The following is a 15,005-nucleotide window of genomic DNA, read 5'->3' on the forward strand; positions in this document are numbered from 1 at the left end:
GGTCATCGTCAACGACAGGTCAATTGTTGATTGACGAATCTCTCTGTTCATAGCGCTTTCTTTGCTTTAGCCATCTTTCATTTCGCGTATAATGAAGGGTCTTAGTGTGTTATTGAGTAAAGTCATGGCGGATATCCGAAATCAGAATGGTAAAGATGCTCAGGTGGAAGCAATTAAGCTCCCTCCTCATTCATTGGAAGCAGAGCAGTCAGTGCTGGGTGGTTTGTTATTAGATAATGAACGCTGGGACACAGTCGCTGAGCGCGTGGTGAGTAAGGATTTTTATAGTCGTCCTCATCGGCTGATTTTTGACGGTATCAGAACGCTTTTAGAAGAAAGCCAACCTCTAGACTTGATTACGTTGTCTGAATTTTTAGAGCTGCGTGAACAACTTGAAGATGTAGGTGGTTTTGCCTATTTAGCCGATTTAGCTAAAAACACACCAAGTGCAGCAAACATCAATGCGTATGCCGACATTGTTGCAGAGCGTGCTTTAGTACGTAATTTAATTGGTGTAGCCAACGAGATTGCGGATGCGGGTTATGATCCGCAAGGACGCAGCTCTGAAGACTTACTCGACCTTGCTGAGAGCAAGGTCTTTGCGATTGCAGAAGATCGCACCAACGAGAATGAAGGCCCACAAAACGTCGACAACATTCTCGAAAAAACACTCGAACGTATCGAAATACTGTATAAAACGCCGCAAGATGGTGTCACTGGTGTGAATACTGGTTACGACGACCTCAATAAGAAAACGGCGGGTCTACAAGGGTCGGATCTGATCATTGTCGCGGCGCGTCCATCGATGGGTAAAACAACCTTTGCGATGAACTTGTGCGAAAATGCGGCGATGTCCCAAGAAAAACCAGTGCTTATCTTCTCTCTTGAGATGCCCGCTGAACAAATTATGATGCGTATGCTGGCATCATTGTCTCGCGTTGACCAAACCAAAATTCGTACCGGTCAGCTAGACGATGAGGATTGGGCAAAAATATCGACTTCCATGGGTATGCTCATGGAAAAGAAAAACATGTTTATCGATGACAGCTCAGGTTTGACACCAACAGAAGTACGCTCCCGAGCTAGACGTATTGCGCGCGAAAATGGTGGGTTAAGTCTTATCATGATCGATTACCTGCAGTTGATGCGTGTTCCTTCGCTCTCTGATAACCGTACCCTAGAAATTGCTGAAATCTCTCGCTCCTTGAAGGCATTAGCCAAAGAGCTCAATGTTCCTGTGGTTGCGCTTTCTCAGTTAAACCGTTCCTTGGAGCAGCGTGCTGATAAACGCCCTGTAAACTCGGATTTGCGTGAGTCAGGTTCGATAGAGCAAGATGCGGACTTGATCATGTTTATCTATCGAGATGAAGTTTATCACCCAGATAGTGCGCTGAAAGGCATCGCGGAAATTATCTTAGGTAAGCAACGTAACGGTCCCATCGGTTCCATTCGACTCACCTTCCAAGGGCAGTATTCTCGATTTGATAATTACGCAGGCCCTGCGTTTGATGAAGAGTAGGGTTGAGCAATGAGTTATATGAAAGCGGCGACGGCGCATATTGATTTATCCGCACTGGCCCATAACCTGAATTGCATTAAGCAGCAAGCTCCGAACAGTAAGGTGATGGCCGTTGTGAAGGCCAATGGCTATGGCCATGGTCTGAAACATGTTTCTAAGCATGCTAACGGCGCGGATGCTTTTGGGGTTGCGCGCATTGAAGAAGCGCTACAGTTGCGTGCCAGCGGTGTGGTTAAACCTATCTTATTACTAGAGGGCTTTTACTCGCCGAGCGACTTGCCAGTTCTAGTGACAAATAATATCCAAACCGTTGTGCATTGCATTGAGCAATTGGAAGCGCTTGAACAGGCAGAATTGGAAACACCCGTGATGGTGTGGCTGAAAGTGGATAGTGGCATGCATCGACTTGGAGTACGTGAAGAGCAGTACCTAGAGTTTGTTGAACGTTTGCACGCTTGCAGTAATGTTGCCAAACCACTTCGCTATATGAGCCACTTTGGCTGTGCCGATGAGTTAGATAAAACGGTGACAACCGATCAAATCAACACCTTTTTATCTTTGACTGAGGGGTGTAATGGTGAGCGTTCTTTAGCGGCTTCAGCGGGATTGCTCGCGTGGCCAACAAGCCAACTGGATTGGGTTAGACCTGGCATTATTATGTATGGTGTTTCTCCATTCGGTGAGCGAACCGCTGAAGATATGGGGTTTAAACCGGTCATGACGCTAAAGTCTCACCTTATTGCTGTGCGTGAAGTAAAGCAGGGGGAGAGTGTGGGTTATGGTGCAAACTGGACCAGTGAACGAGACACCAAAGTGGGTGTGATTGCCATTGGTTACGGAGATGGTTATCCTCGTATGGCTCCAAACGGTACCCCCGTATTGGTGAATGGCCGTAAGGTGCCAATTGCGGGACGTGTCTCTATGGATATGTTAACGGTGGATTTAGGGCCCAATGCATCCGACCTAGTTGGTGATGAAGCGACATTGTGGGGCGAGGCATTACCATCAGAGGAAGTGGCCGAACATATCGGCACTATTGCTTATGAGCTGGTGACTAAGCTGACATCTCGTGTTGAGATGAGCTATACCACAGATAAGTAGCGCACTTTCTTGATCTTCCCTCACTATGGTTAGGTGAGGGAGCGTCGTGCTTAAGAGTGCTCCGCCTTCTATTTATTGCATTATTACTATTACTATTACTGTTACAAGGTGTGCATTGCTTAGAGCATTTGCCCTTGTAGTGTGGCAATAATACGTCTTTCACCACCATGAACCCTATGCTCACCTAAGTAAATACCTTGCCATGTTCCTAGCGCTAATTGACCCTGACTGATAGGGATAGTCATGCTCGCACCAAGTAGAGCGCTTTTTATATGTGCCGGCATATCATCACTCCCTTCATAAGTGTGTTCATAATAGGGCGCATCTTCTGGTACATAGCGATTGAAGTGACGTTCCATGTCTCTTCTCACGGTTGGGTCCGCATTTTCATTTAAGCTTAAACTTGCCGAGGTATGCTGAATGAACAAATGTAGTAAACCTACAGAGTAATCTTGAAGTTGCGGGAGCTGTTGTTTAATTTCATCAGTAATGAGGTGAAAGCCTCGAGGTTTCGATCGGATAAGTAGGCTCTGCTGTTGCCACATAGGCTGTCCTGTGTATTATTGAGGATTGATAGGTCGAGTGCATAACATGTATTTGTTTATATTGTGAACCGTTACGTGACTTAACTCAAGGAGCGTGCAAGCACTCTAGTTCATAATACGGCCTGAAAGTTTATTACTAAATTTAAGCCATTACTTTGTAAGTGGTAGATAAAAATTTGTTATGAGTAGCGTGACGTATGAGCTGCTCAACTATATTAGATTTATACATTTTATTTTCGCTAACCGGGGTTTCCTTGTCCTTGGGGGGATAGGGAACAAAACCGACAAAAATTGGGATAGAGACCATGTTGAAAAACATTAATCCAACGCAAACTGACGCTTGGAAAGCACTGACTGCACATTTTGAATCTGCGCAAGATATGGATATGGCCGCGTTATTTGCTCAAGATGCAGAACGCTTCAATAAATTCTCTACAAGCTTTGGCTCAGACATTCTTGTTGATTACTCTAAAAACCTTATCAATGAAGAAACAATGAAGCACCTGTTTGCACTTGCGAACGACACTGAGCTAAAAGCGGCGATCAGTGCAATGTTTGCTGGTGACACAATCAACCAGACCGAAGGCCGTTCTGTTCTTCACGTTGCTCTACGTAACCGTAGCAACTCACCAATTATGGTGAATGGTGAAGATGTTATGCCAGCAGTTAATGCAGTGCTAGAGAAAATGAAAGGCTTCTCTGAGCGTATTATCTCAGGTGACTGGAAAGGTTACACCGGCAAGGCGATCACTGATGTGGTTAATATTGGTATTGGTGGCTCAGATTTAGGTCCTTACATGGTGACAGAAGCGCTGTCTCCATATACCAACCACTTAAACATGCACTTTGTTTCTAACGTTGATGGTACACACATTGCTGAAACGTTGAAGAAAGTAGACCCAGAAACCACGCTTTTCTTAGTGGCTTCTAAAACATTTACCACTCAAGAAACCATGACTAACGCGCATTCAGCTCGTGATTGGTTCTTGGCAACGGCGACAGATGAAGCGCACGTAGCGAAGCATTTCGCGGCACTTTCTACCAACGCAAAATCAGTATCAGAGTTTGGTATCGATACCGACAACATGTTTGAGTTCTGGGATTGGGTAGGCGGTCGTTATTCACTTTGGTCTGCAATCGGTCTTTCTATCATCCTAGCCGTTGGTTATGACAACTTTGTTGAGCTTCTTGCTGGTGCTCATGAGATGGATAATCATTTTGCTAACACAGAGCTAGAAAGTAATATCCCAGTCGTGCTTGCACTGATCGGTATTTGGTACAACAACTTCCATGGTGCTGAATCTGAAGCGATCCTTCCTTACGATCAATACATGCACCGTTTTGCTGCTTACTTCCAGCAAGGCAATATGGAATCAAATGGTAAGTTTACGGACCGCAATGGTGACGCTGTCGATTACCAAACGGGTCCAATCATCTGGGGCGAACCAGGCACCAATGGTCAGCATGCATTTTACCAGTTGATCCACCAAGGAACGAAGCTGATCCCTTGTGACTTTATTGCACCTGCGATTACACACAATAAAGTCAGCGATCATCATCAAAAGCTGATGTCTAACTTCTTTGCTCAGACGGAAGCGTTGGCATTTGGTAAGTCCAAAGAAACCGTGGAAGCAGAATTCATCGCAGCAGGTAAAACTGCGGAAGAAGTGAAAGATTTGGTTCCATTCAAAGTGTTTGAAGGTAACCGTCCAACGAACTCAATCTTGGTGAAGCAAATTACACCTCGCACGTTGGGTAACCTAATCGCGATGTATGAGCACAAAATCTTCACACAAGGTGTCATTTGGAACATCTTTAGTTTTGATCAGTGGGGCGTGGAACTAGGTAAGCAACTTGCTAACCAAATCCTTCCAGAGCTCGCTGATGACAATAGTGTGGATTCACATGACAGCTCAACAAATGGCTTAATCAACGCATTTAAGGCGTTTAAAGCTTAGCCATAGCGAGTTATTAACGAAAAAAAAGGTGCCCTATCGGCACCTTTTTTTCATTGTAATGCGTTCTTTATAGGCTATTGCGCTTTAGGGAGTACGACAACTTGCGTTTTCGCCCATATATCTTGAAAACCGCGCTTTTTAGTGTCGACTGGTACGGCGAGGTTAGCGAGTCCAAATGCAGAAGTGGCTAGACGGATCAAGGCTTGCGTAACCGTAATTCGTCCACCTTGTAAGTTTTGAACTTGCAGTTTCCACGCTCTCATTCCTAATGTTTGTCCTGCTTTTGTCCAGAAATAAACAAAGAAATAGACCCAAACAATCGCAAGGTACGCTGTGTAAATTGGACTCCAAACGGGGTGGCGACTGAGTAGGTCGCTCACATCGGTATAAGAACCATATGAGAGCAGTCCCGCGGCGACAAGCGCTTCAAGAATCGCGACCACAAGACCTCCCGCCATCATCACTAACGCTAACACGATTAAGCTATCGTAAAACAAGGCACCAAGTCGGCGAAATAGGCCTGCTGGAGGCAAAGGTTGTGTTTTCATTTCATCTACTTCTAAAATGTAAAAATCTGACCACAGAATAGCGATTCTAAAGGGCTTGTGAAACCCTCAGTTGCGGAAATGAGTCACGTTGTGACCAAAAAAACAGCAAACAAATGAATAAACAGTGTTTTGTTCTTGCACGTCATCCAAGCTTACGTATAATGCCAAACATCAAAGGGCAATAGCCTAAAGATGCCGGTATGGTGAAATTGGTATACACGACGGATTCAAAATCCGTTGCCTTCGGGCGTGGCGGTTCAAGTCCGCCTACCGGTACCATATTTAAACAAAAAAGCCTCGACGAATGTCGAGGCTTTTTTGTTTCTAGCACAATCAAAAGCTTACCTCGATTTCTTTTCCTGTTTTCAGCCCTCTTATCCTTTCAATAAACTCTCTTTATCAGTCTTAAATTTTCTTCCTTGATGATTTTACGGTGCTATGAATTTTTAATGTGGTTTAGGTTTGAGGAAAAAGATCGTTTTGATTCACTGGGTGTCAAACCATCGTTGTATTGGTATAGGCGAAGCTGGCAATAGTAACCAATGATGTATCGAGTAATGTCTTGATGAGCCTTTGCAAAGTTCCAATAACGTACTGTTGGTATCCATTTCGTTCAAGCTTCTAAAGACGTACTCAACTGGCGTAACTACCAACAACCGTAAGGGAGCTTTTTGGTGAAGTCACTTTACTGTGCGTCGATATAAATCTTTGAATAATTATGGTTTTTTAAATGAGTATAAAGACGTTTTAGGAACTGAGTAAGCGCTATTGAGATTGAATACAAAGCCTTCATGTTTTTCGGTGATGTAATCAGCGATGAAATGCCCGTATTCAGAGCGATTTAAAGGGCAGCTATTGAAGTTGAACTCTTCAATCTACTCATAGTGCTTAATTTTTTGTTTGTATTATCTGCAATACCTAATATCAATCAATCGCCTAGTTGATTTAGGGTAACGTCGATCAGGTCAAAAAATTAAAGCACATTAACGGATTCGTGGATCAAAAATAGCGGGGTAGGGATTACATGAAAGCATGTAAAGCCACTTAACTTGGTGTCCAGTATTGACTGGTACAGGTCAAGTATGATTGGTATCACAATCAAACCATCTCTCTGGTTGATTAATGAGCTTCAGACCACACTATTCTCACGTAATATTGTAATACAAACACCATGGGAGTAAAAATATTGTAATGAAACGTTACGGTCATGAGCAGTATGCAATAGAACGTTAGATTTCAAGCTCAGCTAGAACGTGTCATATAAAAACTGTACCTCTGACAAAATGGATTCTGGAGAAGAACATGAAAAAACACCTACTGACGATTGCAGCGGCATCAATTCTGATGGCATTTGGCGCTCAAGCAAAAACTTTGACCTTAGGGCATGCAATGTCATTAGAAAGCGCAGCTCACCAAGGCATGGTGATCATGGCTGATAAAGTGAAAGAAAAATCGAATGGTGACCTTACGATTAAGATCTTTCCAAACGGTCAATTAGGCTCTGAACGTGATCAAGCTGAGCAAGTTGTTACCGGCGCGATTGATATGGCTAAAATCAACGGTGGGCTAGCCGAATCTTTTGAGCCAACGTTCAAAGTTAATGCACTGCCTTTCTTATTCCGTGACGTTCCACATATGAGAACATTCATGCGAAGTGAAGCAGCACAAGAGATGTTGCTTTCAAGTGAAGGTAAAGGCTTCATCGGTCTTACGTTCTATGATTCAGGCACACGTAGCTTCTACGCTAAAAAAGCCATTAACTCACCGGCTGATCTAGCTGGCATGAAAGTTCGAGTTCCGGGTTCTCCAACCATGATGGAAATGGTTAACCTATTAGGTGGTAAAGCAACGCCTGTACCTTTCAATGAGGTATACACAGCGCTGCAACAAGGCGTAATTGACGGTGCTGAAAATAATATTTCTAGCTTAGTTGAAATGAAACACAGTGAAGTTGCCAAATTTTACTCTATGGATCAGCACATGATGACACCTGACGTGATCATCATTTCAGAATACAAATGGGGTTCATTAACGGCAGAAGAGCAAAAAATCTTAAAAGAAGCGGCTGCTGAGTCTCTTGAAGAGCAGATCAAAATCTGGGACGCAACAGATGACATGAACAAAGAGAAAGGAATGAAAGAAGGCGTAACGTTTGTTGAAGTTGATAAAGCCCCTTTCCGTGCAGCTGTTAAACCTATGATTGATGAGGCGAAAAAAGATCCAAAATTAGCTCCATTCATTGAAAAAATTGAAGCTCTTTAATCAGTCTTAGTGAAAATATAATTTTGCCTTGGCTTTGCTAAGGCAAAATTTTTTGAGGTATCACATCATGTTAGCAACTTTCAGAAACCTACTTGATAGGCTGATTCTTTTTGTCTCTTCTTTTGCACTAATGTTACTTGTCGCTACTGTCACTTGGCAGGTCTTTAGTCGTTATGTTTTGAATGATCCAAGTAACTGGACTGATGAACTTGCTCGTTATGCGATGGTATGGCTTGGTTTATTAGGAGCAAGCTACTTATTCGGTATCAAAGGACACTTAGCAATAACGTTATTGGATGGTTATCTTAAGGGCAAAGCACATATCGCATTACATGTACTCATCAATATCATTTCTGGCGCATTTGTATTTCTAGCAATGCTTCAAGGTGGCATCGCCCTAATGGGAAGAACCACACAACAATTCTCTCCAGCACTGCAATTACCGATGTCGACGGTTTATTCAATATTGCCGATTTCAGCCGTTATTATCCTCATCTATTTGGTCATGAATACGTTTGATCTTTTTTGTGAACCCAACAAAAAGTAAGTTATAAAAGGACTCTATATTATGGATTTGTCCATTGGTGTTTGGCTGCTAGGCCTATTCTTATTCATGATCGCGATAAGCATGCCCATTGCGATTGCGATTGCCATGTCATCTTTAACGATCATGTATTTCATCTTACCGTTTGAAGTCGCCAGTATTACTGCGGGTCAAAAAATTATTACCGGTATTGATAGCTTCAGTTTATTAGCCATCCCTTTCTTTATCCTCGCAGGTAACATAATGAATGTGGGTGGTATCGCGAGTCGACTCATCAACCTTGCAAAGCTCTTGGTTGGTTGGATTCCGGGCTCACTTTTTCACGTGAACATCTTCGCCAATATGATGTTTGGCGCCGTTTCAGGATCAGCCGTTGCAGCAGCTGCTGCGGTTGGTAAAACCTTAGGTCCTGAATTAGAAAAAGATGGTTATGATAAAAACTTAGCAACAGCAGTAAACGTTGCATCTTGCCCGGCAGGCTTACTAATACCGCCGAGTAATTCATTGATCGTATTTTCAGTAGTATCGGGCGGAACATCCGTAGCGGCGCTGTTTATCGCAGGTTATGTCCCAGGTTTCTTAATGGGTTTAAGTTGTATGGTCGTAGCCTATTTCATCGCTAAAAAGAAAGGTTACAAAACAAGTGCGAATGACGGCTTCACAACGAAAGATGTGCTGAATATTGTTTGGCAAGCAACGCCGAGCTTAGGGCTTATTGTTGTTGTTATTGGTGGTATTATTGGTGGTATATTCACAGCTACAGAAGGGGCATGTATAGCGGTTCTTTACTCTTTTATTCTGTCACTTTGTTACCGAACGCTCAAATGGGCGCACTTCCCGATAATTTGTAGAGAAACAGTTCAGGTCACGGGCATTATGCTGTTCTTGATTGGTGCCTCAACCATTATGTCGTGGGCAATGGCTTTTACCGGTCTACCAACAATGATCAGTGATTGGATGCTCTCTATTTCAGACAATCCGATTATCATCTTTATTCTGATGAACCTGATCCTACTGATTGTGGGTATGTTTATGGATCTTACGCCTGCCGTATTGATCTTTACCCCTATCTTTATGCCGATTGCTGAGCATTTAGGTATGCATCCAATTCACTTTGCGATGATGATTATCTTCAACTTATGTATTGGTATTGCAACGCCACCCGTTGGGACTGCACTATTTGTAGGTTGTAGTGTTAGCGGTTCCAAGATTGAAAATGTTATTAGGAGTATCATGCCGTTTTGTGCTGTATTGATCGTCACATTATTGGCCATAACTTTTATTCCTGAAATTAGTTTGGCTCTACCTCGTGCGTTTGGATTAATCAATTAATAGCACAAGGGTAAGATTTGCCTGCCAAATATTGATTATCATCTAGCATAAAAACGCCAACATGAAGATAATGCCGTTCACTTAAGAGTGAACGGCATTTGTGTTCTTAGTACGCAGTTGTGCGCTAAGCTTGGCGGTACTAACTCACGGATGGCTAATTTACCAAGGTCACTGACAAGGGATGCTCCAGACATGTGTTTAAAGCCCCATTTCAACTTGGTGATCACCAAGTGCAGAGTGAACGGTAAAGCTATTATCTATGTGCGATTTATGTGAGCTTTCAATATCAACTAAATCTGTCTCCATCCACATAAATAGCCGTTTATTAAAAACTTAATCCACTTCAGTCCTATTAAATATCCGCTAGGTTGACGCTTTCAAAATCCGTTACCTTTCGGGTGTAGCGGTTCAAGTACATCTAACGGTGCCATATTGAAACAAAAAAGCCTCGATAAGAATCGAGGCTAGGTGATTTGTCGATATGAAGACTAGAAAGCGTGAGCTTTAAGCTTCTTTAGTCGTATTTGATGCCTTTCCAGCATTCTCGACGCTGTCATCAACGGCTTTAACAAGTAACAAGCCGACAAGGAGAACAATTACGCCACATAGAACAAACGTCATTCTTCCCCACATAGGGTTAGGTAATGCAAACATTGCCATGACAGCTACGCCAGATACCGCAATTAGTGAACCAAGCATATGGCGCTGTTTGTTATCGAGTTTTTTCTGCTCTGTTGAGTCAGAAACTAACGGTGTAGATAGGTTACTAAAGAATCGATCCACATCCTGTTGACGTTTGCCTTCTAATGGTTTGTAGAACAATGTCGACAAAACGAAGAACCCAGCGGTGAAAATAAGGTGAGCAATCAAACCTACAGCTACCTTTAGATCTGACCATTCACGACCGGTTAACGGTTGTAAGTTAAACCAGTTTTGTAGCATTTCTGCGGTGATAATGAACCCGACAATGTATGAGACGATCGCGCCAACAATGAGCGTTCCCCAACCAGCCCAATCTGGAGTTTTCTTAATGAAAAATCCACAAAATGCAGGAATGGTCATTGGGAATCCAATCAGTGCACCTACATACATCATGGTATCGAACAGGCTTAAGCCTTTTAATGAGTTGATAAATAAAGCGATGAGGATAATGGCGATACCAAAAAACGTTGACGTTATTTTTGATACGACCATCAGCTCTTTCTCAGTTGCTTCAGGGCGCAAAATCGGCTGATAGAAATTCATCACGAAGATGCCTGAATTTCGGTTAAGGCCTGAGTCCATTGAGGACATGGTTGCGGCGAACATCGCGGCAATAAGTAGGCCAACCATACCTGCAGGCATGTATTTTTCTACAAAGTATAAGTAGGCAAAGTCACCAGCTTTAGATCCTGCATCAGGGTACTGCGCAGCAAGGTCAATACCTTGTCCAGCAATGAACCAAGGCGGCAAGAACCAAATTACTGGACCAATTGTCATTAGAATACAGGCTAACAAAGCGGCTTTTTTCGCATTTTTAGAATCTTTAGCAGCAAGATAGCGATAAGAATTCAGCATATTGTTAGTGATACTGAATTGCTTGAAGAAGATAAAGAATGCCCAGATACCAAAGATGCTGACGTAGTTTAGATTATTGCCTGATACAAACGACGCGCCTTCTTGTACAGGGAAGTTATTGATAATCTCTGTGACTCCTCCTCCCTGAACGATGGCAACGACAGCGCAGGTTACCGTGACGGCCATAATGATCACCATCTGCATAAAGTCAGAGGCGATAACCGCCCATGAACCGCCGGTGACTGACATCACTAGAACTACGAGCCCAGTCAAGACGATAGTTGTGGTCATATCGAAACCAAATATGCCAGAAGCAATAATGGCTAGACCGTTCAACCAAATACCTGCAGAAATGACGCTATTCGGCATACCAGACCAGGTAAAAACTTGTTCGTTGAGGCTGCCAAAGCGCATTCTGATGGCATCAATCGGAGTGACAACTCGTAATTGACGAAATTTAGGTGCAAAATACAGATAGTTCATTAGATAACCAAATGCATTAGCGAGAAAGATCATTGCGACAGCAAAACCATCAGCATATGCTTTGCCAGCTGCACCCGTAAAGGTCCAAGCGCTGAATTGAGTCATGAAAGCGGTTGCTCCGACCATCCACCAAAGCATATTACCACCGCCACGAAAGTAATCACTTGTTGTACTAGTAAACGTGCGAAACATCCATCCAATAGCAATTAGGAAGAGGAAGTAGACGCCGACGATAAAGGTATTGAGTTCCATTTTTATGTCTTCTTGTTGTCATAGATATTGATTCATATATTAATGAATCACCTCTTTATTTGTACTACAATAATTCAATATTGTGATTGGGTATTTAATACTGATAATTAAAATTTTCACGATCTGCGAGATAAATTTATAGATACTTTAATTATATTATATTTATGTGTTTTAAATCAAAGGATTGAGTTTTCTTTGAGTTGGTAATGAATGTTATTTCTGGTTTTTTTATCGTATCGACAATAAAGTTTAATTGTACTTTTGTATTATTTATATCTCTGATGAAAATAGAGTAACAATGGCATCAAGTCGTTAAAAATGAACGACGATATTCATTTAGATATGGAGTGTTGCCATTACTCACGTAGGGCTTTCCTCGTCTTTCGAGACGAAAGGCGCTAAAATCAAAGTACTAGATAGGAGAGTGATTGTGAGCGCGAAGTTTACCCATATTGCATGGCAACAAACGAATGTTGAAGCGAGTGAAAAACTGGTATTGCTGAAGCTAGCGGATCTTGCTGGTCAAGATGGAAGTGTGTCTATTTCTCTTGCTGACATCGCCGCGGAATGCTTGCTGGGTGAGTTTAGATTGGCTGATTTGCTAACATCGTTAGTCAACAAAGGTGTCATGACTAAGTCTCATGTGGAGACAAGAGGCAGAAAGCAAATACATCATCTTAAATTGCTTGCACCAGAGGGGGAGTCGGTCTCGATCCCTGTCGTGTCGATGCCCGTCGAGCAAGCTAGCGCTCCGATTAAGGTCAGCGCGCAGAATGAATCGAGTGCGCCTGGTTGGTCACACCAACAGCTCAATTTATATAAAGTACCAGCCAATCGTCGAGATGACGTTTGGCAAAGCTTTATGCAAGAAAGTAACCCATCGCCCACAATGAACATTAACCGGCTAGCGGGCCAGTTAGATAACTGGCTTGAGTATGCGAAGCAGTCGGGAAATCTTCGTTCAATTATCGGCGTGTCTGCTAAATCACAAACGACAAACACGTTTCCCTCTGCATCGACTAGACGTAAACAAAGTCAATCTCAAGCAGAAAATCAGCAGTACATTTCAACTCATGAATTGAATGAGTTTGTGGTTCCCGAATGGGCTCAGCAGCCACTGGCGTTTTCTCGATTAGAAATCGATCCTAATCTCTTTTGGGAGAAGTTTGTGGTGTATTATAAAGCAAGAGCAAATGAGTACACCTCAGTTACGCAAATGTTGAATAAGCTGCGTCTTTGGATTGTAAATGAGAAGCAGGCGGAAGATCGCCGAAAACAGGCTGAAGAAAGAAGACGCCAATCGTATCAAAGTAATAAGTCGGTTGATGTCAGTCCTTCTGAGGAATTTAGAGAGTTTTTGAGAGGGCAGGGTAAGAAACCTGACTTTTAGAGTGATGGTTGCTCCCTTTTACCATAACGTGGGTGTTTAATATGGGTAACGGTAATAAACCGAAAAATGTAGATTTTGGCTCTATGGAGAAAAAACTCCGTGAGATGGGTGTTAGTGGCAGCTTAGAACATCTTAAGGCTTCAGGACCGAAGGCTACAACACCTGCGGTACCTAAAGCCCAATCATCTGCTCCGCCTAAGCCCGCAGTTTCTCAACAAAGAAACAGTGTGCCAAAACCCCTTGTCGATGAAACGCAGAATGAAAGAATACCAAGTGATTGGTGTAATTATATTTTTGGTACCTTACTCAGTATTTATGAATCGACGTGGTTGAAATCTTATGGTCGTCGACCAACGGGGCGATTTTTAGATTTTGCGGATAGCGTGACAGAAGCCGAATTGATGCGAATCATGCAGCATTGTCGAGAACGCCTTCAGGCCGGAGAGAAATGGCCGCCTATTATGGGAGAATTGACGTTACTTAAAAGTCAATTAACCGAATCAGAGCTTATGGAAGCGATGAATCGAGTGGTCGCGAAGACGCCGCAAAATCAACTCGAAACATGGATCATTCAAAACAAGGGCTACGAGCTGAGACGGGTTCCCCAATCTATGATCATTCGACGTTTTAAAGAGTTTTATCGTGAAGCAGTGAGTCTTCAAGAAAAAGGTAAGCTAGTAACAGAAGTACCGAAGGGGCTTGCCCAGCACTCTGTGAAGAATCTCATTGATATTAAGCGAGAAGAGTTTGAACAGTCTCATGGTAAGAATCTAGATCCTCGAATCGCGGCTCTTTTAAAAAGTAAACCTGTAGAATAAGTGTAATTACTGAGTCGAGTTAGACGAAATGCGCGTAATCCGTTGCATTGTCTAACATATAGATAAAACACTCGAGGAGTTAATTAAACCCCTCGAATGTTTTATCTATTGTTTCATGTGACGTTTGGCTAGCACAAAAGTTCGTTGAACCTACCTTCAAGTTAGCTTAGCTAAGTGGAATAACGGCAAAGGACAATACCGATTCCTTCCTTTTAATACCTACTATATAACGTAGGCGAGCTACTTGGACTTGTGTGATGAGTTAGTTCTGGAAACCTTTTCTGTTTTAATGCTGAAGTGTACGACACAGATATAGCTAAGATTACAGAACCTATTCTTATGCTCGATAGCAACCCCATAGCCTTGCTTGCTATTTAAACGAAATCTCGAGTTTTTGAGTGTTTTCGAACAATTTAAGAGCGAACGTGTTTTATTTACTACTTATTTAGAAGAATCACTTGCCAATGTGACATCGATCTCTATAATGCGTCCTCACTGACACGGTAGAGCCCATAAGGGTTTAAGGCAATGTCGGTAAGGCTTCTAGCCAAAAGAGAGTTCGGGATTTGTTTTTGGAATAAATAAAAAATAAATCAACAAAGTGTTTGACACTGAAGAATATCTCGCTAGAATAGCCGCCTCTTCAAACGGAAAGCGAATCGCTAACCACACGAAGAGATGCTCTTTAACAATTTA

The 15,005-nt window shown here is 42.6% G+C and carries 11 protein-coding genes, 1 tRNA gene and 1 pseudogene; 9 read left to right on the forward strand and 4 right to left on the reverse strand.

The features are described 5' to 3' along the window. The first annotated feature begins 124 nt into the window (after positions 1 to 124). Positions 125 to 1,519: a replicative DNA helicase gene (locus M9196_RS12840; RefSeq protein WP_250617938.1), complete on the forward strand. Its 1,395-nt coding sequence runs from the start codon at positions 125 to 127 to the stop codon at positions 1,517 to 1,519. Between the two features lie 9 nt (positions 1,520 to 1,528). Then, a complete protein-coding gene (alr, locus tag M9196_RS12845; protein ID WP_250617924.1) occupies positions 1,529 to 2,620 on the forward strand; it encodes an alanine racemase in 1,092 nt (363 codons plus the stop codon). Positions 2,621 to 2,739: 119 nt separating this feature from the next. Here alr and M9196_RS12850 read toward each other — a convergent pair whose 3' ends face one another. Continuing rightward, positions 2,740 to 3,165, reverse strand: coding sequence for a secondary thiamine-phosphate synthase enzyme YjbQ (locus M9196_RS12850; protein ID WP_250617925.1), 426 nt, complete (start codon positions 3,163 to 3,165; stop codon positions 2,740 to 2,742). A gap of 305 nt (positions 3,166 to 3,470) precedes the next feature. Between M9196_RS12850 and pgi the strand changes: the two genes are divergently transcribed. After that, complete coding sequence (gene pgi, locus M9196_RS12855) at positions 3,471 to 5,123, forward strand: glucose-6-phosphate isomerase (protein ID WP_250617926.1); 1,653 nt, start codon at positions 3,471 to 3,473, stop codon at positions 5,121 to 5,123. A gap of 74 nt (positions 5,124 to 5,197) precedes the next feature. Here pgi and M9196_RS12860 read toward each other — a convergent pair whose 3' ends face one another. Continuing rightward, the gene (locus M9196_RS12860) at positions 5,198 to 5,671 is read right to left on the reverse strand and encodes an RDD family protein (RefSeq protein WP_250617927.1); all 474 of its coding nucleotides are present in this window, start codon (positions 5,669 to 5,671) and stop codon (positions 5,198 to 5,200) included. A gap of 194 nt (positions 5,672 to 5,865) precedes the next feature. On the opposite strand from M9196_RS12860, the gene M9196_RS12865 reads away from it, so the two are divergent. Continuing rightward, positions 5,866 to 5,950 (forward strand) — tRNA-Leu (locus M9196_RS12865). A gap of 157 nt (positions 5,951 to 6,107) precedes the next feature. Here the strand turns inward: M9196_RS12865 and M9196_RS12870 are convergent. Then, positions 6,108 to 6,312: pseudogene (locus M9196_RS12870) on the reverse strand (IS3 family transposase); the annotation flags it as partial. Between the two features lie 661 nt (positions 6,313 to 6,973). On the opposite strand from M9196_RS12870, the gene M9196_RS12875 reads away from it, so the two are divergent. From M9196_RS12875 to M9196_RS12885, 3 genes are all read left to right on the forward strand, one after another. Beyond that, entirely contained in the window at positions 6,974 to 7,933 is a 960-nt protein-coding gene (locus M9196_RS12875; protein WP_017076380.1) for a TRAP transporter substrate-binding protein, read from the forward strand. Positions 7,934 to 8,000: 67 nt separating this feature from the next. Continuing rightward, entirely contained in the window at positions 8,001 to 8,480 is a 480-nt protein-coding gene (locus tag M9196_RS12880; RefSeq protein ID WP_250617928.1) for a TRAP transporter small permease, read from the forward strand. Between the two features lie 21 nt (positions 8,481 to 8,501). Further along, complete coding sequence (locus tag M9196_RS12885; RefSeq protein WP_250617929.1) at positions 8,502 to 9,809, forward strand: TRAP transporter large permease; 1,308 nt, start codon at positions 8,502 to 8,504, stop codon at positions 9,807 to 9,809. Positions 9,810 to 10,313: 504 nt separating this feature from the next. Here the strand turns inward: M9196_RS12885 and M9196_RS12890 are convergent. After that, entirely contained in the window at positions 10,314 to 12,101 is a 1,788-nt protein-coding gene (locus M9196_RS12890) for a sodium:solute symporter family protein (protein ID WP_250617930.1), read from the reverse strand. Positions 12,102 to 12,531: 430 nt separating this feature from the next. On the opposite strand from M9196_RS12890, the gene M9196_RS12895 reads away from it, so the two are divergent. Next, on the forward strand, positions 12,532 to 13,491 hold the full coding sequence (locus M9196_RS12895) for a helix-turn-helix domain-containing protein (RefSeq protein WP_250617931.1): 960 nt from the start codon (positions 12,532 to 12,534) through the stop codon (positions 13,489 to 13,491). A gap of 41 nt (positions 13,492 to 13,532) precedes the next feature. Then, positions 13,533 to 14,309, forward strand: a complete 777-nt coding sequence (locus tag M9196_RS12900; protein ID WP_250617932.1) for a hypothetical protein — start codon at positions 13,533 to 13,535, stop codon at positions 14,307 to 14,309. The last annotated feature ends 696 nt before the right edge of the window (positions 14,310 to 15,005 follow it).

It is taken from the genome of Vibrio methylphosphonaticus (assembly GCF_023634655.1).
In the GTDB taxonomy this organism is placed as follows: Bacteria; Pseudomonadota; Gammaproteobacteria; order Enterobacterales; family Vibrionaceae; genus Vibrio; species Vibrio methylphosphonaticus.

Excerpts from the sequence above, each read along its gene's own strand:
- M9196_RS12860 (WP_250617927.1), bottom strand. The coding sequence starts at position 5,671 with ATGAAAACACAACCTTTGCCTCCAGCAGGCCTATTTCGCCGACTTGGT.
- alr (WP_250617924.1), top strand. The coding sequence starts at position 1,529 with ATGAGTTATATGAAAGCGGCGACGGCGCATATTGATTTATCCGCACTG.
- M9196_RS12880 (WP_250617928.1), top strand. The coding sequence starts at position 8,001 with ATGTTAGCAACTTTCAGAAACCTACTTGATAGGCTGATTCTTTTTGTC.
- M9196_RS12885 (WP_250617929.1), top strand. The coding sequence starts at position 8,502 with ATGGATTTGTCCATTGGTGTTTGGCTGCTAGGCCTATTCTTATTCATG.
- M9196_RS12890 (WP_250617930.1), bottom strand. The coding sequence starts at position 12,101 with ATGGAACTCAATACCTTTATCGTCGGCGTCTACTTCCTCTTCCTAATT.
- M9196_RS12850 (WP_250617925.1), bottom strand. The coding sequence starts at position 3,165 with ATGTGGCAACAGCAGAGCCTACTTATCCGATCGAAACCTCGAGGCTTT.
- M9196_RS12875 (WP_017076380.1), top strand. The coding sequence starts at position 6,974 with ATGAAAAAACACCTACTGACGATTGCAGCGGCATCAATTCTGATGGCA.
- M9196_RS12900 (WP_250617932.1), top strand. The coding sequence starts at position 13,533 with ATGGGTAACGGTAATAAACCGAAAAATGTAGATTTTGGCTCTATGGAG.
- pgi (WP_250617926.1), top strand. The coding sequence starts at position 3,471 with ATGTTGAAAAACATTAATCCAACGCAAACTGACGCTTGGAAAGCACTG.
- M9196_RS12840 (WP_250617938.1), top strand. The coding sequence starts at position 125 with ATGGCGGATATCCGAAATCAGAATGGTAAAGATGCTCAGGTGGAAGCA.